The 23,372-nt window shown below is 70.3% G+C and carries 22 protein-coding genes; 8 read left to right on the top strand and 14 right to left on the bottom strand.

From position 1 onward, the window contains the following. Positions 1-19: 19 nt before the first annotated feature. From SGFS_RS13725 to SGFS_RS13710, 4 genes are all read right to left on the bottom strand, one after another. On the bottom strand, positions 20-889 hold the full coding sequence (locus tag SGFS_RS13725; protein ID WP_286250281.1) for a carbohydrate ABC transporter permease: 870 nt from the start codon (positions 887-889) through the stop codon (positions 20-22). Then, entirely contained in the window at positions 886-1,770 is an 885-nt protein-coding gene (locus SGFS_RS13720; RefSeq protein ID WP_286259914.1) for a carbohydrate ABC transporter permease, read from the bottom strand. The genes SGFS_RS13725 and SGFS_RS13720 overlap by 4 nt, the downstream gene beginning before the upstream one ends. 123 nt (positions 1,771-1,893) lie before the next feature. Beyond that, positions 1,894-3,174, bottom strand: coding sequence for an ABC transporter substrate-binding protein (locus tag SGFS_RS13715; protein ID WP_286250280.1), 1,281 nt, complete (start codon positions 3,172-3,174; stop codon positions 1,894-1,896). Positions 3,175-3,229: 55 nt separating this feature from the next. Continuing rightward, positions 3,230-4,249 carry a carbohydrate kinase family protein gene (locus SGFS_RS13710; protein ID WP_286250278.1) on the bottom strand — a complete coding sequence of 340 codons (1,020 nt, stop codon included), beginning with the start codon at positions 4,247-4,249 and terminating at the stop codon, positions 3,230-3,232. A 127-nt stretch (positions 4,250-4,376) separates the two neighbouring features. Here SGFS_RS13710 and SGFS_RS13705 point away from each other — a divergent pair, with 127 nt between their 5' ends. The 4 genes from SGFS_RS13705 to SGFS_RS13690 all read left to right on the top strand — a co-directional run bounded on the left by SGFS_RS13705 (position 4,377) and on the right by SGFS_RS13690 (position 10,076). Then, positions 4,377-5,135 carry a DeoR/GlpR family DNA-binding transcription regulator gene (locus SGFS_RS13705; RefSeq protein WP_286259912.1) on the top strand — a complete coding sequence of 253 codons (759 nt, stop codon included), beginning with the start codon at positions 4,377-4,379 and terminating at the stop codon, positions 5,133-5,135. A gap of 98 nt (positions 5,136-5,233) precedes the next feature. Beyond that, positions 5,234-6,571: a 6-phospho-beta-glucosidase gene (locus SGFS_RS13700; protein ID WP_286250277.1), complete on the top strand. Its 1,338-nt coding sequence runs from the start codon at positions 5,234-5,236 to the stop codon at positions 6,569-6,571. A gap of 87 nt (positions 6,572-6,658) precedes the next feature. Then, a complete protein-coding gene (locus SGFS_RS13695; RefSeq protein ID WP_286250276.1) occupies positions 6,659-9,706 on the top strand; it encodes an alpha-mannosidase in 3,048 nt (1,015 codons plus the stop codon). A gap of 154 nt (positions 9,707-9,860) precedes the next feature. After that, positions 9,861-10,076 (top strand): hypothetical protein, encoded by a 216-nt coding sequence (locus SGFS_RS13690; protein WP_286250275.1) that lies wholly within the window; start codon positions 9,861-9,863, stop codon positions 10,074-10,076. A gap of 273 nt (positions 10,077-10,349) precedes the next feature. Here SGFS_RS13690 and SGFS_RS13685 read toward each other — a convergent pair whose 3' ends face one another. Further along, the gene (locus SGFS_RS13685) at positions 10,350-11,531 is read right to left on the bottom strand and encodes an ATP-grasp domain-containing protein (protein ID WP_286259910.1); all 1,182 of its coding nucleotides are present in this window, start codon (positions 11,529-11,531) and stop codon (positions 10,350-10,352) included. Between the two features lie 309 nt (positions 11,532-11,840). Between SGFS_RS13685 and SGFS_RS13680 the strand changes: the two genes are divergently transcribed. The 3 genes from SGFS_RS13680 to SGFS_RS13670 all read left to right on the top strand — a co-directional run bounded on the left by SGFS_RS13680 (position 11,841) and on the right by SGFS_RS13670 (position 14,466). Continuing rightward, positions 11,841-12,749, top strand: a complete 909-nt coding sequence (locus SGFS_RS13680; RefSeq protein ID WP_286250274.1) for a metallophosphoesterase family protein — start codon at positions 11,841-11,843, stop codon at positions 12,747-12,749. Further along, on the top strand, positions 12,697-13,389 hold the full coding sequence (locus SGFS_RS13675; protein ID WP_286250273.1) for a 4'-phosphopantetheinyl transferase family protein: 693 nt from the start codon (positions 12,697-12,699) through the stop codon (positions 13,387-13,389). The genes SGFS_RS13680 and SGFS_RS13675 overlap by 53 nt, the downstream gene beginning before the upstream one ends. A 213-nt stretch (positions 13,390-13,602) precedes the next feature. Next, on the top strand, positions 13,603-14,466 hold the full coding sequence (locus SGFS_RS13670) for a polyprenyl synthetase family protein (protein ID WP_286250271.1): 864 nt from the start codon (positions 13,603-13,605) through the stop codon (positions 14,464-14,466). A 90-nt stretch (positions 14,467-14,556) separates the two neighbouring features. On the opposite strand, the gene SGFS_RS13665 is transcribed toward SGFS_RS13670, so the two are convergent. From SGFS_RS13665 to SGFS_RS13645, 5 genes are all read right to left on the bottom strand, one after another. Then, positions 14,557-14,784, bottom strand: coding sequence for a hypothetical protein (locus SGFS_RS13665; RefSeq protein WP_286250270.1), 228 nt, complete (start codon positions 14,782-14,784; stop codon positions 14,557-14,559). 179 nt (positions 14,785-14,963) lie between these two features. Beyond that, a complete protein-coding gene (locus SGFS_RS13660) occupies positions 14,964-16,385 on the bottom strand; it encodes an FAD-dependent monooxygenase (protein WP_286250268.1) in 1,422 nt (473 codons plus the stop codon). Continuing rightward, positions 16,369-17,577, bottom strand: coding sequence for an MAB_1171c family putative transporter (locus tag SGFS_RS13655; RefSeq protein WP_286250266.1), 1,209 nt, complete (start codon positions 17,575-17,577; stop codon positions 16,369-16,371). Before SGFS_RS13655 ends, SGFS_RS13660 begins: the two co-directional genes overlap by 17 nt. A 19-nt stretch (positions 17,578-17,596) precedes the next feature. Further along, positions 17,597-18,127 (bottom strand): toxin-antitoxin system, toxin component, encoded by a 531-nt coding sequence (locus tag SGFS_RS13650; RefSeq protein WP_286259909.1) that lies wholly within the window; start codon positions 18,125-18,127, stop codon positions 17,597-17,599. Positions 18,128-18,158: 31 nt separating this feature from the next. Next, positions 18,159-18,815 (bottom strand): helix-turn-helix domain-containing protein, encoded by a 657-nt coding sequence (locus SGFS_RS13645; RefSeq protein ID WP_286250265.1) that lies wholly within the window; start codon positions 18,813-18,815, stop codon positions 18,159-18,161. Positions 18,816-19,089: 274 nt separating this feature from the next. Here SGFS_RS13645 and SGFS_RS13640 point away from each other — a divergent pair, with 274 nt between their 5' ends. Then, positions 19,090-19,773 (top strand): MmyB family transcriptional regulator, encoded by a 684-nt coding sequence (locus SGFS_RS13640; RefSeq protein WP_286250264.1) that lies wholly within the window; start codon positions 19,090-19,092, stop codon positions 19,771-19,773. A gap of 72 nt (positions 19,774-19,845) precedes the next feature. Here SGFS_RS13640 and SGFS_RS13635 read toward each other — a convergent pair whose 3' ends face one another. The 4 genes from SGFS_RS13635 to SGFS_RS13620 are packed head-to-tail and all read right to left on the bottom strand — an operon-like array spanning position 19,846 to position 23,164. After that, complete coding sequence (locus SGFS_RS13635) at positions 19,846-20,637, bottom strand: ABC transporter ATP-binding protein (protein WP_286250263.1); 792 nt, start codon at positions 20,635-20,637, stop codon at positions 19,846-19,848. 24 nt (positions 20,638-20,661) lie between these two features. Beyond that, positions 20,662-21,438 carry an ABC transporter permease gene (locus tag SGFS_RS13630; RefSeq protein WP_286250262.1) on the bottom strand — a complete coding sequence of 259 codons (777 nt, stop codon included), beginning with the start codon at positions 21,436-21,438 and terminating at the stop codon, positions 20,662-20,664. Next, positions 21,435-22,208 carry an ABC transporter permease gene (locus SGFS_RS13625; protein WP_286250261.1) on the bottom strand — a complete coding sequence of 258 codons (774 nt, stop codon included), beginning with the start codon at positions 22,206-22,208 and terminating at the stop codon, positions 21,435-21,437. Before SGFS_RS13625 ends, SGFS_RS13630 begins: the two co-directional genes overlap by 4 nt. Beyond that, positions 22,205-23,164: an ABC transporter substrate-binding protein gene (locus SGFS_RS13620; RefSeq protein ID WP_286250259.1), complete on the bottom strand. Its 960-nt coding sequence runs from the start codon at positions 23,162-23,164 to the stop codon at positions 22,205-22,207. Before SGFS_RS13620 ends, SGFS_RS13625 begins: the two co-directional genes overlap by 4 nt. Positions 23,165-23,372: the final 208 nt, after the last annotated feature.

Here is a 23,372-nt window from a genome sequence, read left to right as displayed (position 1 = left end):
TCTCTCTCGCGACTCCGGTTCAGCTGCCCTGTACGGCGCCTTCGGTGGCGCCCGCGATGAACCCGCGCGCGAAGACGGCGAAGACCACGACCAGCGGGATGGACGCCATGAGCACCCCGGCCATGACCATGCTGTAGTCGGTGTTGTGGCCGACGTTGAGCTGGGCGAGCTCCAGCTGGAGCGTGACGTGGTCGGGGTTGGTGAGCACGATGAGCGGCCAGACGTAGTCGTTCCAGGCATTGACGAAGGCGTAGATGGCCAGGAAGGACAACGCGGGCCTGATCATCGGCAGTGCGATGTTCCAGTACTGACGGAAGAAACCGGCGCCGTCGATGCGCGCGGCGTCGAGCAGTTCGTCGGGCACACCGTTCTCGATGTACTGGCGCAGCCAGAAGATGCCGAAGGCGTTGGAGAGGGCGGGCCAGACCAGTGCCTTGAGCATGCCGACCCAGCCGATCTCGGACATGAGGATGAACTGCGGCAGGACGGCCAGCTGGAGCGGCAGCATCATGAACACCAGCAGCGTGCCGAAGAGCATTTTGCGCCCGGGGAAGTCGAACTTGGCGAAGGCGAAGGCCGCCAGGGAGTCGACGAACAGCACCAGGACGGTGGTGGCGCACGCCACGATGACCGTGTTGAGCATCGACCCGAAGAAGTCGATGGTGTCGAGCACATGCCGGATGTTCTCCAGCAGATGGGAGCCGAAGGTCAGCTTCGGTGGGCTCTTGTAGATGTCACTGGTGGTGTTGGTCGCCATCACGATCGTCCACACGAACGGGAAGACCGAGATCAGGACGGCCAGGATGAGGAAGATGTGCGCGGTGAGGCCCTTGGGGCGGCGCAGCCACCTCGCACCCGTGGCCGGCCGCGTCGTGGCCGCTGCCGTCATGACTTACTCCCTCGCTGCACGATGCGCCAGTTGATGACGACGAGCACGATGATCAGTACGAAGAAGGCCCACACGATGGCCGCACCGTAGCCGTAGTCGTTGTCGAGGAAGGACGACTGGTAGAAGTACAGCAGCGTGGTCAGGCCTGCCTGGCCCGGGCCGCCGAGGTTCGCGTTGGCGGCGTTGCTGGCGAAGAGCACCTGGGGTTCGCTGAAGCTCTGCAGGCCGTTGATGGTCGAGACGATGACGGTGAACAGGATGATCGGCCGCATGATCGGAATGGTGATCTGGAAGAAGGTCCGCACCGGTCCGGCGCCGTCCATCTTGGCAGCCTCGTAGACCGACTGGGGGATAGCCTGGAGTCCGGCCAGATAGATGATCATGTTGTAGCCGGTCCACATCCAGGTCATCAGCAGCCCGATGACCAGTTTGATCAGCCACGGATTGCTCAGCCACGGGACGGGTGAGATGCCGACCGTGCCCAGGATCGCGTTGACCAGGCCGAAGTTGTTGCTGAACACCGCGCCGAAGAAGATCGCCACGGCGACGATCGACGTCACGTTCGGCACATAGAGGGCGATGCGGTAGAAGCCCTTGAAGCGGCGCACCGAGTGCAGCAGCGTCGCCAGCACCAGGGCGCCGAACAGCGTGGGAACGGTGGACAGCACCCAGATCACCAGGGTGTTGCGGATCGACAGCCAGAAGACCGGGTCGTTCCAGAGGAACTCGAACTGCTGCAGACCGACGAACTGCTTGGTGCCCAGGCCGTCGTAGCGCTGGAAGGCCAGATACAGCGAATAGAAGACAGGGAAGAACGAGAAGGCGATGAAGATCAGGTAGAAGGGTGAGATCGCCAGGTACTGCCGCCAGTACGACAGCACCCCACGACGTGCGGGCCGCGCGACGCCCGCGGGCGGGGTGCGCCGCGGGCGGAAGCGGGCCGGGCCCGGCCCGCCACGGTGCTCCTGCACCGTGGCGGGGCCGGTGACCGGAGGTGACGACACTCAGCTCACCCCCTGTCGCCTGGCGATCTGCTTGGCCTGGGAGACCGCGTCCTTCCAGGCGTCGTCGGGCTTCTTGCCCTTGGCCTCGATGCTGCTCAGCTCGGCCATGAAGGGAGCCATGACCGCGGAGTCGGCGGGGGCCTCGTAGCTCACGGGTATGGCCTCGGCGGCGGGTCCGAAGACCTCGATGATCTTCTGTCCGCCGAAGAAGGCGTCGGGGCCCGTCATGGCGTCCATCGCGTACGAGGCCGGGGAGGCGGGGAAGATGGCGGCGTCGGTGAAGCTCTTGGCGTTGTTGTCCGGGCTGAGGATCCAGCTGATGATCTTGAATGCCTCTTCGGGGTTGCGGCACTGCTTGGGCAGGGCCAGGTAGGAGCCGCCCTGGTTGGCCGGTCCGCCGGGCGTCGCACAGACCCGCCACTTGCCCTTGGTGCCCGGGGCCGCCGACTCGATGTCCAGCGCGTGCCAGGCGGCGCCGAGTTCGGTGGTCAGGTTCTTGCCGATGGCGGCGTTCCAGGTGTTGTCGTTGATCTTGGCGTCGAGGCCGAGCGTGTAGGGGCGGATCGCCGTGGTCCACGCGGCGCGGATGTGGTCCTGGTCGCCGATGAAGTGGTTGTTCTCGTCGATGAACCGCTTGGTGCCCTGGCCCACCACGATGTTGAACACCGAGCTGATGTTGTTGACCAGGAAGGTGCCGGCCAGCGCCTTCTTCAACTCCGAGCCGAGCGCGAAGTAGTCGTCCCAGGTCTTGGCCTCGGCGGCGACCTTGGCCGGGTCGGTGGGCAGCCCCGCCTTGTCGAACAGGTCCGCGCGGTAGAAGAGCGCGGTGGGACCGATGTCGATCGGGAACCCGATCTGCTTGCCGTCCTTGGTCTGGGCGAGCTTGGTCTTCCACTCCAGGTACTGGGACGAGATCTTCTTGAAGCCCAGGTCGTTCAGGTCGAGGAAGCGGTCGGCGTTGGGCAGGAAGGAGGCGATGTCCTCGCCCTTGATGCCGGTGATGTCCGGCACGGAGCTGCCCCCCGCCGCGAGGGTGGTGGTGAGCTTCTGCTTGAAGTCGCCGCCGATGGAGGCGCTGGTCAGCTTGATCTTGCTGCTGAAGTGCGTCTTGGCCTCGGCGACCACCTTGTCGCTGAGGGCGCCGCCCCAGTACCACATGGTGAGGTTCTTGCCGTTCTTGGTACCGCCGGATCCCGAGTCGTCGCCACAGGCGACGGTCAGGCCGGAGGCTGCCGCGGTGAGTACGGCGGCCTGGAGGAAGCCTCTACGAGAAAGGTCCACGGGTCACTCCTGTTTGTTCCTGTTCGTGGTGCTGAGGGGCGTTTTTCTGGGGGGATCAGGGCAGCCGTACCGGCGGGGTGACCGGGGCGTGGTGCACCGGCGGGCCGACGTCGGCCGGGATGCGGTCCGCGAGGAAGCCGTAGGCCTTCTTCAGGCCGGGGTCGGTCAGCGAGCGCCACCAGCGGTCGACGCCGTACCAGCCGGGGGCGGCGAGCGCACCGCCGTGGTGCCGCACCGACAGACCTGCGGCCAGGACGGCGAACCGCAGCCGTTCCTCCAGCGGCCAGCCGCCGAGGGAGGCCGCGACGAAGCTCGCGCCGAACACGTCCCCGGCGCCCGTCGTGTCGAGGACATCGGTGTCGAGGGCGGGGACGTCAGCGTACTCGCCGGTCGTCTGGTCGACGCCGGCCGCGCCCTCGCCCCCGCGCGTGACCACGGCCACCGGCACCAGCTCGCTCAGCGTGCCGAGCGCGGCGACGGCGCTGTCGGTGCGGGTGTACGCCATCGCCTCGGTCTCGTTGGGGAGGAAGGCGTGGCACAGGGTCAGCTGGTCGAGGAGGTCACGGGACCACTGCTGGGTGGGGTCCCAGCCGACGTCCGCGTAGATGCGCGTGCCGTTCGCGGCGGCCTTGGCGAGCCAGTCGCGCGGCTCGGCCTCCAGATGCACGAGCGCCGTGCGCGCCTCGGGCGGGTCGCCCATCAGCGTGTCCTGCGAGTACGGGGGCTCCTGGCCGTGGGTGACCAGGGCCCGGTCGTGACCTTGCGCGAGAGAGACGGTGACCGGGGTGTGCCAGCCGTCCGCCGTACGGGACAGCGAGAGGTCGACGCCCTCCTGACCGGCGAGGACCTCACGGCAGTACGCGCCGTAGTAGTCGTCGCCGAAGACCGTGGCCAGAGAGGTGTTCAGGCCGAAACGGGCGGCGGCCACGGCGAGGTTCGCGATGCCGCCGGGGCCGCAGCCCATGCCGCCGGTCCAGATCTCCTCGCCGGGGGTGGGGGGCCTGCCGAGCCCCGTGAGGACGAGGTCGTAGAAGAGCAGCCCGGTCAGCACCACATCGGGCCGGTCGTGGTCCACGCGAGCACCTCTCGTCAGAACTCTTCAAATTCGATGCCCGGAATCGTGCGCTGATCCGGGAGATTGGTCAATACCCGAGCAGAAGTGAGCATGGAAATGATTGAAGATGACGAGTAGTGTGCAGCGCGTGCTGGCAGAACGACGACACCAACTCATCCTGCGGGCCCTGCGCTCCGGTGGCCCCGCAGCCGTGACCGATCTCTCCGAGCAGCTGGGTGTGAGCCCCGCCACCATCAGGCGTGACCTGGTCAGGCTGGAGGAGGAGGGGCTGCTCACGCGTGTCCACGGCGGCGCCGTGGTGGACGAGGGCGACCAGCCCTTCGCCGAGGTCGCCGAGGTACGGGTGGCCGAGAAGGACGCCATAGCGGCCACGGCCGCCTCGATGGTCCGCGACGGCCAGTCCGTGCTGCTCGACATCGGCACCACCGCCTACCGCCTGGCCCGGCAGCTGCACGGCCGCCGCCTCACCGTGATCACCAGCAACCTGGTGGTCTACGAGGAGCTGGCCGACGACGAGGGCATCGAGCTGGTGCTGCTCGGCGGTATGGTCCGCCGTGAGTACCGCTCCCTCGTCGGTTTCCTCACCGAGGACAACCTGCGCCAGTTGCACGCCGACTGGCTGTTCCTCGGCACCAGCGGAGTGCGGCCCGGCGGCCAGGTCATGGACACCACCGTCGTCGAGGTCCCCGTCAAACGCGCGATGATCAAGGCGAGCGACAGGGTCGTCCTGCTCGCCGACTCCGCGAAGTTCCCCGGCACGGGGATGGCACGGGTCTGCGGCCCCGGGGAACTCGACGTGCTGGTGACCAACGGGCCCGTGGACCAGTCGACGTGTTCGTCGTTGGAGGAGGCGGGGGTCGAGGTCGTCACCGCGCGAGGCGCGTGACCTCGAACAGGCGGGTCGGCGATCCGCGCACCCGTGACGGGATGACACGTGTCGGGGCGGCCCGCACGACAGGCACGATCGGCAAAGGTGGTAGTTGCGTGAAGCTGACGATTCTGGGCGGCGGAGGATTCCGGGTGCCGCTCGTGTACGGGGCGCTCCTCGGGGACAGGGCCGAGGGCCGGGTCACCCAGGTCGTGCTGCACGACCTGGACGGGGACCGGCTCTCCGCCGTGACCCGGGTCCTCGCCGAGCAGGCGGCGGGTGTGCCCGACGCCCCCGAGGTGACCGCCACGACCGACCTCGACGAGGCCCTCAAGGGTGCCGACTTCATCTTCTCCGCGATCCGCGTCGGCGGCCTGGAGGGCCGGGCGAACGACGAGCGCGTGGCCCTCGCCGAGGGCGTCCTCGGCCAGGAGACCGTCGGCGCCGGCGGCATCGCGTACGGCCTGCGCACGGTCCCCGTGGCCGTCGACATCGCCCGGCGCGTGGCCCGCCTCGCCCCCGACGCCTGGCTGATCAACTTCACCAACCCGGCCGGCCTGGTCACCGAGGCGATGTCCCGCCACCTCGGCGACCGCGTCATCGGCATCTGCGACTCACCCGTCGGCCTCGGCCGCCGTATCGCCCGGGTACTGGGAGCGAACCCGCGCGAGGCCTGGATCGACTACGTCGGCCTCAACCACCTCGGCTGGGTCCGCGGCCTGCGCGTCGCGGGCCGCGACGAACTCCCGCGCCTCCTCGCCGACCGCGACCTGCTCGGCTCCTTCGAGGAGGGCAAGCTCTTCGGCGTGGACTGGCTCCAGTCCCTCGGCGCCATCCCGAACGAATACCTGCACTACTACTACTTCAACCGTGAGGCCGTCCGCGCCTACCAGGCGGCCGACAAGACCCGCGGCGCCTTCCTCAAGGACCAGCAGGCCCACTTCTACGAGGAGATGCGCCGCCCGGACGCCCACGCCCTGAAGGCCTGGGACCGCACCCGCGCCGAGCGCGAGGCCACGTACATGTCGGAGAACCGGGAGACGGCAGGCGCGGGCGAACGCGACGCCGACGACCTCTCCGGCGGCTACGAGAAGGTCGCCCTCGCCCTGATGCGGGCCATCGCCCGCGACGAGCGCACCACCCTGATCCTCAACGTCCGCAACAAGGGCGCCCTCGCGGTCCTCGACGGCGAGGCCGTCATCGAGGTGCCCTGCCTCGTCGACGCCAACGGCGCCCACCCGGTCGCCGTCGACCCGCTGCCCGACCACGCCACCGGCCTGGTCTGCGCGGTGAAGGGCGTCGAGCGCGAGGTCCTGGCCGCCGCCGAGTCCGGCTCCCGCACGACCGCGGTCAAGGCCTTCGCCCTGCATCCGCTGGTGGACTCGGTGAACGTGGCCCGCAGGCTGGTGGAGGGCTACGCAGAGGTTCACCCCGGCCTGGCGTACCTTAGGTAGCACCCTCCGGAAAGCGCTTTCCCGCCGCGCGCTCCAATCCGCTCGGATTCGCTCCGATCCGCTTCTCTCCCTCTCTGGAGACCTTTCATGCACGACGAACGCCGCCGCATCGAGGAACGCGTCGAGCGCGTCCACACCCAGCGCATCCAGCCCGCGATCTACGCCGCCACCGTGCCCTTCGAGGTGGAGGCCTGGCAGGCGCCCGGCGAGCCCGTCCCCTTCGCGGAGGCCGCGGCCGCCTCGTACGCGCCCTTCGCGATGGACACCCCCTGGGGCCCGCCGTGGGGGACGACCTGGTTCCGGATGCGCGGCCGGGTGCCCGCCGAGTGGGCCGGGAAGCGCGTCGAGGCGGTCATCGACCTGGGCTTCACCGGCGACTGGCCCGGCAACCAGGCCGAGGCGCTCGTCCACCTCACCGACGGCACCCCGCTGAAGGCGGTCAACCCGCTCAACCAGTACGTGGCGATCGCCAACCCGGCCACCGGCGGCGAGGAGATCGACTACCTCGTCGAGGCGGCCTCCAACCCGGACATCCTCGCCGACAACTTCTCCAAGATCACCCACCTCGGCGACATCCTGACCGCCGGCGACAAGCCGATCTACGTCTTCAGGCGGGCCGACATCGCCGTCCTCGACGAGGAGGTCTGGCACCTCGACCTCGACCTCCAGGTGCTGCGCGAGCTGATGGTCCACCTCGGCGAGCACGACCCCCGCCGCCACGAGATCCTGCACGCCCTGGACCGGGCCATGGACGCCGTGGACCTGGACGACATCTCCGGCAGCGCGACGGCCGTCCGCGAGGTACTGGCCCCGGTGCTGGCGCGTCCCGCCCACGCCAGCGCCCACACGATCTCCGGCGTCGGCCACGCGCACATCGACTCGGCCTGGCTCTGGCCCATCCGCGAGACCAAGCGCAAGACGTCCCGCACCTTCTCGAACGTCACGTCGCTCGCCGACGAGTACGAGGACTTCATCTTCGCCTGCTCGCAGGCCCAGCAGTACGAATGGGTGCGCGACAACTACCCGCAGGTCTGGGCCCGGATCCAGCAGTCGGTGAAGAAGGGCCAGTGGGCGCCCGTCGGCGGCATGTGGGTCGAGGCCGACGGCAACCTGCCCGGCGGCGAGGCCATGGCGCGCCAGCTCATCCACGGCAAGCGGTTCTTCATCGAGCACTTCGGCATCGAGACCAAGGGTGTCTGGCTGCCGGACTCCTTCGGCTACACCGCCGCCTACCCGCAGCTCGCCAAGCTCGCCGGCAACGACTGGTTCCTCACCCAGAAGATCTCCTGGAACCAGACCAACAAGTTCCCCCACCACACCTTCTGGTGGGAGGGCATCGACGGCACCCGCATCTTCACCCACTTCCCGCCGATCGACACCTACAACGCCCGATTCAGCGGCGAGGAGATGGACCGCGCCGTCCGGAACTACTCGGAGAAGGGCGGTGGCACACGCTCGCTGGCCCCCTTCGGCTGGGGCGACGGCGGTGGCGGCCCCACCCGCGAGATCATGGAACGGGCCCGGCGCCTCGCCGACCTCGAAGGCTCCCCGAAGGTCGTCGTCGAACACCCCGACGACTTCTTCAAGGCCGCCCGCGACGAGTACGAGGACGCCCCGGTCTGGAACGGCGAGCTCTACCTGGAGCTGCACCGCGCCACTTACACCTCCCAGGCCCGCACCAAGCAGGGCAACCGCCGCTCCGAGCACAAGCTGCGCGAGGCCGAGCTGTGGGCGACGACGGCCGCGCTGCACGCCCCCGGCTACGCCTACCCCTACGAGAAGCTCGACCGGCTCTGGAAGACGGTCCTGCTCCACCAGTTCCACGACATCCTGCCCGGCTCCTCGATCGCCTGGGTGCACCGCGAGGCGGAGGCGGAGTACGCGCGCGTCGCGAAGGAACTGGAGGAGCTGACGGCCGAGGCGGTCGCCGCGCTGGGCGCCGGCGAGGCGCGGGTCTTCAACGCCGGCCCGTCCGACCGCTCCGAAGTCGTCCGCACGGCATCGGGAGCACCGGTGTACGTGCGGGTGCCCGCCAACGGCAGCGCACCCCTGACCGCCTCCGAGCCCCCGCACCCGGTGACGGTCTCCGGGCGTGTCCTGGACAACGGTCTGGTGAGGGTCGAGATCGCCGAGGACGGCACCCTGTCCTCCGTACGCGATCTGAAGGCCGGCCGGGAGGTCCTCGGCGACAAGGGCAACCTGCTGCGCCTGCACACCGACCTTCCCAACTACTGGGACGCCTGGGACATCGACAAGCACTACAAGAACCGCTACACGGACCTGCTGGAGCCCTCGTCCATCACGGTGGTGGAGGAGGACCCGCTGATCGGAGCGATCCGTGTGGAGCGGGCCTTCGGCAAGGGCTCACGCATCACCCAGACCATCACCCTCCGTGCCGGCAGCCCCCGCGTCGACTTCGAGACCGACATCGACTGGCACGAGGCCGAGAAGATCCTCAAGGCCGCCTTCCCGGTGGACGTCCGCGCCGCGCACTCCTCCGCCGAGATCCAGTTCGGCCACGTCCAGCGCCCCACGCACACCAACACCACGTGGGAGGCGGCCCGCTTCGAGGTCTCCGGCCACCGCTGGGTGCATGTCGGCGAGCCCGGCTACGGCGTCGCGGTCATCAACGACTCGACCTACGGCCACGACGTCTCCCGCACGGTCCGCGAGGACGGCGGTACGACCACCACGGTCCGCCTCAGCCTGGTCCGCGCCCCGCGCATCCCGGACCCGGAGGCCGACCAGGGCAGCCACCGCTTCACGTACTCCCTGCTTCCCGGTGCGACGATCGGCGACGCGGTGGCGGAGGGCTACGCGCTCAACCTGCCGCTGCGTGTCGCGGACGCGGCGGGCGCACCGGCGCCGGTGGTCTCGGTGGAGGGCGAGGGCGTGACGGTCGAGGCGGTCAAGCTGGCCGACGACGCCTCGGGCGATGTGGTGGTGCGCCTGTACGAATCGCGCGGCGGCCGGGCGTCGGGCGTGCTGCGCACGGGCTTCCCGCTGGCCGGGGCCCAGGTCACGGACCTGCTGGAACGCCCGCTGGCGGAGGCGGCGACCGACGGGGACGGTGTGCCGGTCACGCTGCGCCCCTTCGAGGTGCAGACGCTGAGGCTGGCCGTGGGCAGGAAGTGACCGTGTCTCCCACCAAGAAGTAGGGATGGAGTAGATCCGCTGGTCGCGGCGGGTACGTTGCCCGCCGCGACCACAGCCGGCTGTCTCCGTGACACCTGCGGTTCGCCTGCTGCCCCTGTGATACGGGACTACGCGAGAGTGCGAAGTGAGAGTGGTGAGGTGTCAACTGGCGGAGGGCCTGTCCACCGAGTGGGAGCCCGGGATGCTCGACTGCGGCGACAAGGACCACGGCACGTTCCGCCCCCAGCTCGGCGACTGGTCCGCCACGATCAAGTCCGGCCGAATCCAACCGGCCCGCGCGGCCGACCCCCACGCTCAACTGCCGCCTCGCTTGCGGGAGTTGGCAGAGCTGTGGGGCTGCGAATCGTAGCGGACTTTTCTCGCCCCCGCCGCCCCTACCCGTCCCATCCCTGAGGGCTGCGCCCCCAGGCCCCCTGGGCATGTGTGTCGGCTGCGGGTCGGTGGGGGCTTGTCGCACACTTCCCCGCGCCCCTGAAAGCACGGCCGCATGGAACTGCGCGAGCAACCCCGACGACCCCGCAGCCGCAGACGAACCCAACCCACCCGAGCTCTCAAGCGCAGCAGTCGGGGGTGAAGGGGCGGCGGGGGCGGCGGGGGCGAGAAAGGAAACCCTGAGGCGGGCTCAGACCGCCAACGGACGGTCGGCCGACGGCTTGCGCACGGCCGGGGCGCACGCGGGCGCATCCACAGGCCCCAGTTCCAGCGCCCGCACCTCAACACCCTCCGCCACAACCCCGGCGACGACCTCCGCCTCAACCCGCGGATGCGGCACCGGCGCCGAAACCGCCCGCAACGGCCGCGTCCCCGACACCACGGTGTAGTCCTGACCCAGCAGGGCCGGGACAACATCCCCCGGGTCCTCGCCGAGCGCCAACTGCACAGCCGCCCAAGGCGCGTTGACACCGCACAGCGCCAGCTGATGCAGCCCACCCGCCGGACGCGTGTTGACATCCATCAGTACGGGCTCGTCCCCGAACATCCGGAACTGGATGTTCGTCAGATAATGCAGCGCGAACTTCTCCGCGATGAGCCGCGCGGGCTCGATCCACGAGGGGTGCGACGTGAAGCCCCGCCGACGGCCGTTCTTCGTGCGGCCCACGGCCATACGGACCCGCCCGTCGGGCCCGGTCAGGCAGTCGACCGACACCTCCGGCTGCTCCAGACGGGGCATGACCAGCCAGTCCACCGGCTCCTCGGCCGCGAGCACCGCGTCGACGACCATGTCGAGCTGAACGTACGGGCTCGGGAAGCCGCTGAGGTGCGTGAGCGAGAAGGGGGCGCGCGTCACGACGCGGAAGCCCACACCGCCCGCCCCGGCCGCCGGCTTGAAGCACGCTCTGTGCCCGTCGGCCTCCAACTCGTCGACAGCCGCGACGAGTTCATCGGCCGTCCGCACCCGGAACCACGGCGGCACGGGCACCCCGAACGCCTGGACCGCCTCGTACGCGGTCACCTTGTCCTCGAAGACCTCGATGGACTCGGCGGGCGGCGCCAGGAGCGCCGTACCGACGGCGGCGAACTCCTCGCGGTGGGCGGCGATGACCGCCTGGTGCAGCCGGGGCACGAACACGTCGATGGAACGCTTGGCGCACTGGTCGAGGGCGTACTCGACGTACGCGGCGGGGGACAGGCCGTCCGGCTCCAGATCGGCGGTGTCGGCCGCGGCCAGTACGGGGGAGTCGGCGTCACCGTGCGTCGCATGGATGTCGACTGGTCGAGCATGCGGATTACTCCGCAGCTGATCCATGAAGAACACGTTCTCCGCGTACGTGCGGTTGAGCCAGACGCGTACGCGAGAGCCCATGCAGGCCGCCTTTCTACGGTTCGCGGGCACGGCGGAGCAGGCCGTGCCCGGCCAGGGGAGATGGAGGTACGCCGAACCGCCGACGCGAAGGACGGGCGTGGCGGTGGTGTTGTCGCCGATCATAAGGCCACCGGGACCCCTGTTTCTGTCACGCGCGTGTTAATCCTTCCGGCCTGGGTCCGTCGAGCCATGATCACGCCATGTGCGCATGGCCTGTCAGCCACTCGGCGGGGCTCTCAACAGGCCACTCTTGTCCATCGGCGCGCACGTGTGTTCTTGTGTTTCCATTCGGTCTCGGAAGGAGTACGGGTGGAGTCGACGGTCGGCCGTTCGGGGAACCTGCTGGCCATCAGCGATCTGCACATCGGCTATGCGGAGAACCGCGCCCTGGTCGAGCGGATGCGCCCGGAGACGGACGACGACTGGCTGCTGGTCGCCGGTGACGTCGCCGAGACGGCCGTCGACATCCGCTGGGCGCTCCAGACCCTCGCCGGCCGCTTCGCGAAGGTCGTCTGGGCGCCGGGCAACCACGAGCTGTGGACCCACCCGAAGGAGACCGTCCCGCATCGCGGAGTCGCCCGCTACGAGTATCTCGTCGGCCTCTGCCGGGAGTTGGGCGTCGTCACGCCCGAGGACCCCTACCCGGTGTGGGAGGGCCCGGGCGGACCCGCGATCGTCGCACCGCTCTTCCTCGGGTACGACTACTCGTTCCTGCCCAAGGGCTGCACGACGAAGGCCGAGGGGCTGGCGTACGCGCACGAGACGGGCATCGTCTGCACCGACGAGCACGTGCTGTTCCCCGACCCGTATCCGAGCCGCGACGCCTGGTGCCGCGCCCGGGTCGCCGAGACCGAGCGCCGGCTCGCCGCCCTCCCCGCCGACACGCCCACGGTGCTGGTCAACCACTACCCGCTGGACCGGCACCCGATGGACGTGCTGCGCTATCCCGAGTTCGCCATGTGGTGCGGCACGGAGCTGACCGCCGACTGGCACCGGCGCTTCCGCGTCGAGGTGATGGTCTACGGTCATCTGCACATCCCACGGACCACCTGGCTGGACGGGGTCCGCTTCGAAGAGGTGTCGGTGGGTTACCCCCGCGAATGGCGTCCGCGCCCGGTGCCGCCGGGACAGCTGCGCCGCATTCTGCCGATGGAGGTCGGAGCCGGTGATCGAGGAGCTGCTCCCGGAGTCGGTCGTGGCCGTGGAGGCGCACGGTAGCGACGGAGCGGGGGAGGCCGCGCTCTTCCCCGAGGAGGAGGCGGTCGTCGCCCGGGCGGTCGAGAAGCGGCGCCGGGAGTTCACCGTCGTACGCGCCTGCGCCCGGCGGGCCATGGAGAAGCTCGGCGTACCCGCGCAGCCCATCCTGCCCGGTGAGCGCGGCGCCCCCGGCTGGCCGGACGGGCTGATCGGCAGCATGACCCACTGCGAGGGGTACGCGGCGGCCGCCCTGGTCCGCGCCACCGACCTCGCCTCCCTCGGCATCGACGCCGAACCGCACGGCCCCCTGCCCGACGGCGTCCTGGAGGCGATAGCGCTCCCCACGGAGAACGCGCGCCTCGCCCGGCTGACCGCCGACCACCCCTCGGTCCACTGGGACAGGCTGCTGTTCAGCGCAAAGGAGTCGGTCTACAAGGCGTGGTTCCCGCTCACCGCCCAGTGGCTGGACTTCTCGGAGGCCGACATCGAGGTGGCCGTGGGACCCGACGGCCGCTCCGGCACCCTGCGCGCCCGACTGCTCGTGCCCGGACCGGTCGTGGAAGGCCGGCGTGTCGGGTTCTTCGACGGCCGCTGGACGGTGCGGCCGGGGCTGGTGGCGACGGCGGTTTCGGTGCCCTTTTCCCCTGGGGATTCTCTCTGAAGTCCTGCCGGGAATTCCGTTCGACAGGTCGATCGGGATGCGGGCGTGAAGACTTGATGACGAGGATGCCAAATGAACCAGCCGTCCTACTTCGACCTGTACAGACAGGTCTCCGCGGACATGGACGCGGAAATACGGGCCGCTCTGGAAAGACTCGGTCCGACGTCGGGATCGGTACGTGAAGCGATATCCGGACTTCTCCGTCATCAGCAGATGAAATATCCTTTGTCGGTATTGCCCTTGCTGGTGCACGGCGCCGAGACGGGTGTCCACGCACCGGCCGTGCCCCTGGCGGCCGTGCACGTCCTGTGGTGGACCTCGGCGTGCTACCTCGATGACCTGTTCGACGGTCATGGCGTGTACGCGCCCGCCGGACTCGGCTCGGACGAGGCCCTGTTGGCAGCCGTCATCGCCGGTCAGGCCCTCCCCATCCACGTGGTGCAGGCGCAGCGTGTCCCGGACGCGGTGCGCAACGCCCTGACCGGGGAGATCGTCACCTGCGTGATCAGCGCCTCGGAGGGACAGTTGAGGGATCTGCGGGGTGACACGGCGGGCGCCTCGCGGGATTCCGTCGTCGCGGCCTACCGGGGGAAATCCGGCGCCCCGTTCGGGATGATCACGGCGATGGCCGCGATTCTGTCGGGCGTCGGGAGTGAACGCACCCGGTCGTGGCGGGAGTTCGGCGACGTCTTCGGCATTCTGTGGCAGCTCTTCAACGACCAGGAAGACCTTCTGTCCGGCCGCGACGAGGACCTGCGCAACGGCACGGTCACCTATCTGCTCGCCTGCGCCCTCGACGAGGTGTCGCCCGGCTGCCGGGAGCACGTCCTGGAATTGAGCGCCGCCGCGCGGGGTTCCGCCGAGGCACGCACCGAACTCCTGACCGTGCTCCTCGCGCCCGCCGTTCTCCGGCGTTTCGAGAAGGATCTCGACGCATTCCGCGGCGAGGCCCATCGCCTGCTCGCTGAACTGGGCGGCGCCGAGCCCTATCTCTCGATGCTCCGCAACCTCGTCGACCAGTCCTCCGGCCTGTATCTCACACCGTCCCACCGGGTGCTCGGGAAGCAGCCGGCCTAGGGTTCCGAGCCGGTCCTGGCGCAAGCCGCACGCCCCCTGGCAGCGGTCCGCCGGTACGGGATCCGGCGGACCACCGGTCCGCGGGGCGGCTCACACCTGCGGACACCAGCCCTTCAGCAGCCGGAAGAGCTCCTCCTCATTGCCCGCGAGACCGGCCGCCGCCAGTGCCCGGTCCGCCTCGTCGAGCGCCGCCGTCGGCACCACGGGTGGTCGGCCACCCTCCGGCGGCCCGTCGAACGCCGCTCGTACGGTCTGCAGAAGCCGCAGATAGGCCTGCACGGCGGAGCGCTCGCGGTCGGTCAGTACGGCGGTCGGCATCGGTCGGCTCTCCCCTGGTCGGCTCAGCGATACGGCCCACGCGCCCCGCGGCCCAACGCCCACGGAGTCACACGGGTGGTGCACCCCCAGCTTGCCGTCCGCCACTGACAATCCCGTTGCCCTGCACATCGGTTCGCTCGGTCAGCGGAAGAGAAACCCCACGGAAATGCCCGCGAGGGCTACAACTGTGCCACCGCTCCCAGCGACGCCTCCCGCTCACGGCCCGTCAGCGGAGGCTCCGTCAGCGGGGGTCCGCCCGGGCCGCGCAGCACCGCCATGACGACCTTCGAATTGAGAAGGGAGCCGACGGGCCTGGAGAGGGTGATCACGCCGAGGAGGGCCTCACTGACCAGTGGGCGCCCGGCGGCGGCGCGGATCGACCGGTCGAGATAGCGGCCGAAGAGTGTCCGCAGCGCTCCCGGCCGCTTGCCCATCGCCTCCGGGTGGCGGATGTCCGTGCCCGTGGCCAGCTCCCAGGCGAGCGCCACCGGCCGCGCCACCGCCCGCTGCACCCGGCGCGCCAGCCCCGGTGCCGCGAGACCGTGCTCGGCGACCCGTTCCCGTAGCGCGAGGGCGCTCTGGGCGGCGACGGACATGCCATGGCCGTGGACCGGGTTGTACGTGGCCACCGCGTCGCCGATCACGACGAAACCCTCGGGCCAGTCGGACACCTTCTCGAAGAAGCGTCGCCGGTTGACCGTGCTGCGGGTGAGGGCCACGTCCGTCAGGGGCTCGGCGTGGGATATCAGTTCGCCGACGAACGGGTGCGGGAGGCCGCGCGCGAACTCCTCGAACGCGTCGGCAGCGCCGGCCGGTTGACCCCCTCGGGTGCCCCACAGCGTCACCAGCCAGCGACCGTCCTCGATGGGGAGGACCGTGGCGCCGCGCCCCGGCACGGGCCGCGCCGCGTCCGGCCGTACCTCGACCATCGGGTGCTCCTCGGTGCCGGCGGGCGCCCGGAAGACCCGGCTGGCGCACACGAGCCCGGCGTCGACCTCCTCCATCGGCGCCGGGGCGACCCCCAGCGCGTCGAGCCAGGCGGTGCCGCGCGAACCGCGCCCCGAGGAGTCCACGACCAGATCGGCGGCCAGTGCCCGGTGCCCACCCTCGGCCGTGCGGACCCGGACACCCGTCACCCGGGCGGCGTCACCCTCCAGACCGAGCATGTCGGTGCGCTCCAGCACGGTGACGCGGGGGTCGGCGACGAGCCGGGCGCGGACGACCGACTCCAGCAGATCGCGGCCGCACGCGATCAGGAACTCCGTCTCCGGCCCGCGCCGCGCCCAGCCCCCAGCCGAGAACGCGACCAGCCCGGTCGGCAGCGGGATCCGCCGCGCCCCGGCCGCCAGCCAGGCCTCCGTCACCCCCGGCAGCAGCTCCTCCGCGGCGCGGGCGCCGCCGGACCACAGCAGATGGCGGTGGCGGGCCTGGGGGACACCCCTGCGGGGCGCGGCCCCCTCGGGCAGCGCGTCGCGCTCGACGACGGTGACCTCGGCGTGGTCGCGCAGCGCGGCGGCGGCCAGCAGCCCGGCCAGGCCCGCGCCTATGACGACGGCACGCCCGGCGGCGCTGCCGAGGGGGCCTCTAACGGGTTCGCTCATGGAAGTCGCTCTCCGACCTGGTGACGGCGCCCCACTCCCGGGCGGCCGCGACAACGGGTGACTGACGCAGCGCGAGGGACATCCGCACAAGGTCGCGGTGACTCTCGGCGGACACGGTGGGCGCGTCGGCCACCGCCGAACAGATGAACCGGCCCTCGGGGTCGGCGGCCTTGGCCCGCACCGCCGCCGTCACCATCGCGGCGTCGGCCACGGCCCGCGCCTGCGCGGGACCGGAGCCCGCCGTGACGGCCGAGTCGTACGCCCGCGCCCGGACCTCGGAGTCGAAGTAGGGGTAAAGGCTCAGCATGCCGTCGTGGATGTCGGACTCCCGCTGGGTCACCTGGAGCTGGGCCGGCGCCCACCACGAGATCCGCACGTCGTGACCGGCCTGCGCCCGGACCGACCTCAGCTCCCGCCACAGCGGCCCGAGCCTGCGGTACGTCGTCCAGGTGGTCCAGGAGTCACCGATGCGCTGTCCGGCCAACGGGAGACAGAAGCCGAGCGCGCTGACCGCCGCGCCCACCGAGGCCAGCACGGGAGCCGCGTACGTGCTCAGGTCGTCCACGTTCCCGCCCCGCCAGCGGGTGACCACGGCGATCAGCTTCACCGCGGCGAAAGGGACGTTCACCAGGAAGCCCAGCGCGATGATCAGCAGCCCGGCGCGCAGCCAGCCGTGCACCTGGAGCGCCCAGCGCCAGCACATGGCGTTCATCGCGACGCCCGCGACGGTGAACCCGACGAGATAGAGCACGATCATCTCGCGCAGGAACGGCGTGTTCGCGTAGTACGTGTCGAAGTCCTGCAGCCGCTCCGAGGGAGCGTCCCCGAGCGCGAACAGCGTCACGATGGCCGCGCACATCGAACCGTACCCGGTGATCCAGCGGCGTGACAGCCGCCGTGTCACCTCGGGCGGGCCGCCCCGCCAGTTGGTGATCAGGACCATGCACGAGCAGCTGAAGGCGCTCAGCAGGCAGTAGACCAGGGGTGCCGAGATGTTGGCGACACCGATGAGACGGTTCAGCCAGCCGCTCGTCGGCGGGGCGGCGAAGCAGAACACCAGGGACCCCGTCGTCAGCAGCGCGCACACCGACCTCAGCAGCGGATCCCGCCAGTTGCGCAGCAGTTCCGGGGTCTTGAGCGCCAGGGCGACGGCCATCGCGAGGGCAGGGAGGTAGTAGCTGGGCCCGTCCATGTGTCAGCGTCTCGGAGTCTCAGCCCTGCGGACCGCGGTAGCCCAGGGAGGCCCCGATCCGGCCGGCCAGGTGGTCGCGGCGCACCGGGCCGCGCAGCGCCGAACCGGCGAGCCACGTACGGCACTTGCTCGCCAGCAGCAGCCCGAAGCTCTCCGCGTCCTGCTCGTCCGCCAGGTCGAAGCGGGTACGGGCGGCGACCTTCAGGACTGTCGCGCGTAGATCCGCCTCCGCGTGCAATAAGCGCGCGGCGACGGCGGCGCCCTCCACGTCGTGGCCGCAGTGCCCGGCGTGCATGTGCCACAGCTCATGGCCCAGGATCACCAACTGGTGGTCGGGGGCCGTGCGTTCCTCGATGACGACGAGGTCGTGCTCGGCCATGTCCAGCCACAGCCCGCTGGCCGTGCCGTGCGGGAACGAGGCCGTGCGGTAGCGCACGGGCCGGCCCCGGCGTCTGCTCATCGCGTCACACAGAGCCCCGTACAGGTCGGCGGGGTCCGCCGGCGCCGGGAGCGTGAGCTCGCCGACCAACTCGCCGCACAGACGGCGCATTTCCTTACCGATGCCCACAGTTCTCCCCCGGTCAGGACTCGGGCCGCTTGACGCTCTCCAGGAGCATGTCCAGCCACTCCGCCACCTTGTCGCGGTGCTGGTCGGTGGGCAACTGGGCTGCCCGCCAGGCGATGGAGCGCACCCCGTGGTTCTGCAGCAGCCGCTGCAGCGGGTCGTCGGCGGCCTGTGCCGCCGCCCGGTCACGGTCGGCGAGCTTCTGGAGGAGCTCCTGCTCGGTGCGCATCAGGGCACTGGCGAGTGCCTCGGGATCCTCCGCGGTGAGGAAACCGGCGTGCACTCTGAAGAATCGTTGGATCGCGTCGCAATGTTCCATCGTGGGGCGCCGGTCGCCGTTGATCAGGGCCCCCGCCTGCTGGCGCGACATGCCCGCGCCGTCGGCGATCTCCTGCTGGGTGTACTTGCGCCCGCCCGGCTTGAGCCGGGTGCGCCGCAGCAGCTGCAGTCGCTGCAGGAACCGGGCCTGGACGTCCGGCTCGCCGGCGCTCTGGCCGCTCAGCAGCGCCTTCACCACCGCGTCCGGCACCCCGGACGCCACCGACAGCCGCCGCACGTCGAAGACTTCCGCGTGCGCCACGCCCAGCTTGTCGGCCAGCGCGGTGACGCGGGCCACGACGGCCGGCAGCAGAACCGTCGCCGCGGCGTCCGGAACCTCGAAGCCATCCGTCACCGACAGATCTCCTACGTCTCTCTCAGGCCAATTTCGTGGTGCCGCGCAATCCGTGGAGCCAAGCCTGTCGCGAGACCTCGTTCCCGGCAAGTACACCGTGAACTGCGGGGAGACTAGCCGCTCGGGTGAAGTCTCAGCCAGGTCTCGCCACAACTGTGGCGAGATTCAGCCGTCGACCGTCGCCGAATGCCACGATAGTTGACACGACTGAGTCGCGGGCAGCAGGATCAAGGAGCCGCGTGAAGGCCGCATAGGCAAGAGGGGTGACCTCCCGATGGCGTATCAGGCAGGAGGGCAGTGGTCGGCACCGCGGCCCGTCCCCGACACTCTCGAATCCCAGGAAGCCCAGGCGTATCTCCAGGACTACGCCGCGCTGCTGGAGTCCGTTCCCTACCCGTCCGTCGTCCTCGACCACCGCTGGGACGTCGTCCTCGCCAACTCCGCCTTCGGGGCGCTCTTCCACACCGTGAGCCAGCATCCGACGGCCATGCCGGGCGACAACTTCCTGCGCTTCGTGCTCTTCCACCCCGACGCCGCCACCGTCCTCGGCGAGCACGAGTCGAGCTGGTGCCTGCCGATGCTGGCCCACTTCGCCGCCGCCGTGGAGCGGCACGGCCAGGACCGTGAACTGCTGTCCATCCGCCGGGACATCGCCCAGGACCCCATCATGGAGGCCGCCTACCGGCAGGGCCTGCCGCACTGGATCCGCACGGTCGGCGCGACCGCCGTCCAGCACGACGGCGCCGTACGCCCACTGTTCCACCCCGACCCTCGCTGGGGCCGGATCGACTGCCGGATCGTCGGTGAGACCCCCGAGACCCTCCGGGACATGGGCTACTCCCGTATGACACTGGTCCTGCGCGAGGCCCGCCGCACCTCCGACAGCCCCCGCAGAGCCCGCCGCGCCCGGCGCACCACCGCGAACCACCTCAGCGTGGTGCCCTCGTCCGACAGATGAGGAGCGCCCCCTCCGGCGCCGCCGGCGTTCAGGTCGCCGACGGCGCCGGGGGACAATGCCCGAGGCGGCGTCTCACAGGTCCCGCTTGTCCACCGGCCCACCCCGTTTCGCCGCCTGGATCTGCTCGTACACATGGGTCCGCAGCTCCGCGAACCGCGGTGCGACACGCGTGTGCAGCTGGTCGCGCTCGGTCGGCAGGTCGATCTTGAGCTGTTCCTGGACGACCGTGGGGGACGCGGAGAGGATCAGGACGCGCTCGCCGAGATAGACCGCCTCGTCGATGTCGTGGGTGACGAAGAGGACGGTGATGCCCCGCTCCCGCCAGAGGCCCCGCACGAGGTCCTCCAGCTCGGCGCGGGTCTGGGCGTCGACCGCCGCGAACGGCTCGTCCATCAGGAGCACTTCGGGCTCGTACGCCAGCGCCCGGGCGATGGCCGCCCGCTGCTGCATACCGCCGGACAGCTGCCAGGGGTACGCCCCCGCCGCGTCGGCGAGGCCGACCGAGGCCAGCGCGTCGGCGACCAGCTCGCGCCGCCGGTCCCGGCCCAACCGCTTCTGCTTCAGCGGGAGTTCGACGTTCTGGGCCACCCGCATCCAGGGGAACAGGCTGCGCCCGTACTCCTGGAAGACGACCGCCATGCCCGGCGGCGGCCCGCTCACGGGTCGTCCCCCGAGGAGGATCTCGCCGGAGGTGGGGTCCAGGAGCCCGGCCACGCATTTCAACAGGGTGGTCTTGCCGCAGCCCGAGGGGCCGACCAGACAGACGAGTTCGCCCGCGTCGACGGTGAAGGTGAGGTCCCGTACGGCCTCGACGCGCCGCCCGGAACCTTCGTAGACCTTCCTCAGGCCCCGTACGTCGAGCATCGACCGTCCTTTCTCGAGGTTCACCTAGGACCGCCTGGAGGACGCGCGCAGACCGTGGTACCAGGCGAGGACGCGCCGCTCGACCACGCGGAAGACGACGGACAGCGCGAAGCCCAGCAGACCGAGGACGAGGATGCCCGTCCACATCTCGGGGACGGCGAAACGGCGCTGGAACTGGACGATCGTGTAGCCCAGGCCGTTGCTGGCCGCGAACATCTCGCTGATGACCATCAGGATGATGCCGACGGACAGCGCCTGGCGCAGTCCCGCGAAGATCTGCGGGCCGGCGGAGCACAGGACGACCTCGCGGAGCCTTGCCACGCCCGTGATGCCGTAGGAGCGGGCCGTCTCGGCCATGACCGGGTCCACCGCCCGTACGCCCTCGACCGTGTTGAGGAGGATCGGCCAGACGCAGCCGCTCGCGATCACGGCGATCTTCATCGTGTCGCCGATGCCCGCGAACAGCGTGATGACCGGGACCAGCACCGGTGGCGGCACCGCCCGCAGGAACTCCAGCACCGGCTCGCACACCGCCCGGACCCGGCGGTAGGAGCCGATGACCGTGCCGAGGGCCACGCCCACCACGGCCGCCGCCGTGTAACCGGCCAGCAGGCGCAGCAGGCTGGGCACCACGTCGGCGCGCAGCCGCTCGCCGGTCCACACGTCCGGGAAGGTGGTCAGGATCGTGCGCAGGGGCGGCCAGTACACGTCCGTGCTGTCGTCCGACGCGAGCCACCAGACGGTGACCAGGACCAGGGGCAGCGCGACGACGAACAGCAGCCGGAGCAGCGCGAGTCTCACACCGTCACCTCCCCGCGCACCGACTGGTGCCAGGCCAGCGCCCGCCGCTCGACCGTCCGCGCGCCCACGTTGATCAGCAGCCCCAGCACTCCGGTCACCACCACCAGCGCGTACATCTCCGGCACCGCCTGCGAGGTCTGCGCGACCGCGATGCGCTGGCCCAACCCCGGTGCGCCGATGACCAGTTCGGCGGTCACGGCCAGGATGAGGGCCACGGCGGCGGCCAGCCGGACGCCCGTCATGACGTACGGCAGGGCGGTCGGCCACAGCACGTGCCGGACCCTGGCCCAGGGGCCGAGGCCGTAGGAGCGGGCCGTCTCCTCGGCGACCGGGTCGACGTCCTGGACCCCGTACAGCGTCTGGACGAGGATCTGCCAGAAGGACGCGTACACCACCAGCAGCAGCACCGAGCGCAGTTCGGTGCCGTAGAGGAGCACCGCGAGCGGGATCAGGGCGACCGAGGGGATCGGGCGCAGGAACTCGATCGTGGAGGCCGTCGCCGCACGCAGATGCGGCACGACCGCGATGACGACCCCCGCCAGGATTCCGGCCGTCACGGCGATGGCGAGGCCCACGGCCCAGCCGGTGAGGGTGTCGCCGAGAGCGGTCCAGAACGCCTCGTCGCCGAGTTCCGTGGCCAGGGCGCCGGCGACGCGGCTGACCGGCGGGAAGTAGTCGTCCTTGACGAGGCCGAGCCGCGGGACCGCCTCCCACAGCGCGAGGAAGCCCGCGAGCCCGGCCGCGCCCAGTGCGGTGTTCGCACCCCTCACGGCAGCAGCTTGTCCAGGTCCGGGGCCTTCTCGAACAGACCGTCCTGCTGCCCGAGTTCGGCGAGCCGTTCGATGGAGGCCCGGTCCGGCTCGGCGGGCCAGCGCGGCAGCACGAGCGTCTTCAGCAGGCTGTCCGGGATCTTGGTGTACGTGGTGATGATCTCGCGGACCTCGTCCGGATGGCTGTCGGCGTACTTCAGTGACTCGGCCGTGGCCTCCTGGAACTTCTTCACCAGCTCCGGGTTCTTCTGCGCGTACTGCTGCGAGGTGAAGTACATGGCGACGGTGAGATCCGGTGAGACGTCCACGAAGTTCGACGCGAGCACCGTGCCGCCCTGGGACTTGATGGTGGCGAGCGCGGGCTCCACGACACAGGCCGCGTCCACCTGGCCCTTGTCCAGCGCGGCCGGCATCTGGTCGAACGGCATCTCCACGTACTCCACCTTCGACGGGTCGCCGCCCGCCTTGCGCACCGACTCGTTGACCGAGGTGTCGCAGATGTTGCCCAGCGTGTTGGCGGCGACCTTCTTGCCCTCCAGGTCCTTGGCGGATTTCAGGGGGCTGCCCTTCTTCACGGCGATCTCCGCGAAGTCGGCGCCCTCCTTTCCGGTGGACGCGACCCCGTTCACCACGGCCTTGACCGGCATGTTCTTGGACCGGGCGACCAGCAGCGACGTCATGTTGCTGAAGCCGAAGTCGAACTGCCCGGAGATCACACCGGGCACGATCGCCGCCCCGCCCTGGGCGAGCGTGGGCTCCAGCTTCAGGCCCCGCTCGCTGTAGAAGCCCTTCTTCTGGCCCAGATACATGGGGGCGACGTCGACGATGGGGATGACGCCGATCTTGAGGGTGGTGGTGCCGGACGCGCTGTCCGTCCCGGAGGAGCCGGACGAACCGCAGGCCGTCGCGGCGACGAACAGGGTGCCGGCCGCGAGACCGATGAGCAGACGACGCATGACTCCCCCTGATGGGAAACGCTCTTCGACTGGCTGTGCGCACACCGCACAGAAGTGCTCAGCGGGAAGGTAGAACGCTGCCGGGTCGGGGTCAATGGCCTTGCGGTGCAAGGTCGTTGACAGTTCTGTGAGCGCGCTCCTAGCGTGCGCACAGCGCACTTGTGTGCGTATCGGGCGCGTCTGCTGTGCGTGGCGTGCGCATCGGCCG

The sequence above is a fragment of the Streptomyces graminofaciens genome (assembly GCF_030294945.1).
Taxonomy (GTDB): Bacteria; Actinomycetota; Actinomycetes; order Streptomycetales; family Streptomycetaceae; genus Streptomyces; species Streptomyces graminofaciens.
The sequence above is the reverse complement of the archived record's forward strand: the minus strand, read 5'-3'. Positions and strand labels throughout refer to the sequence as shown.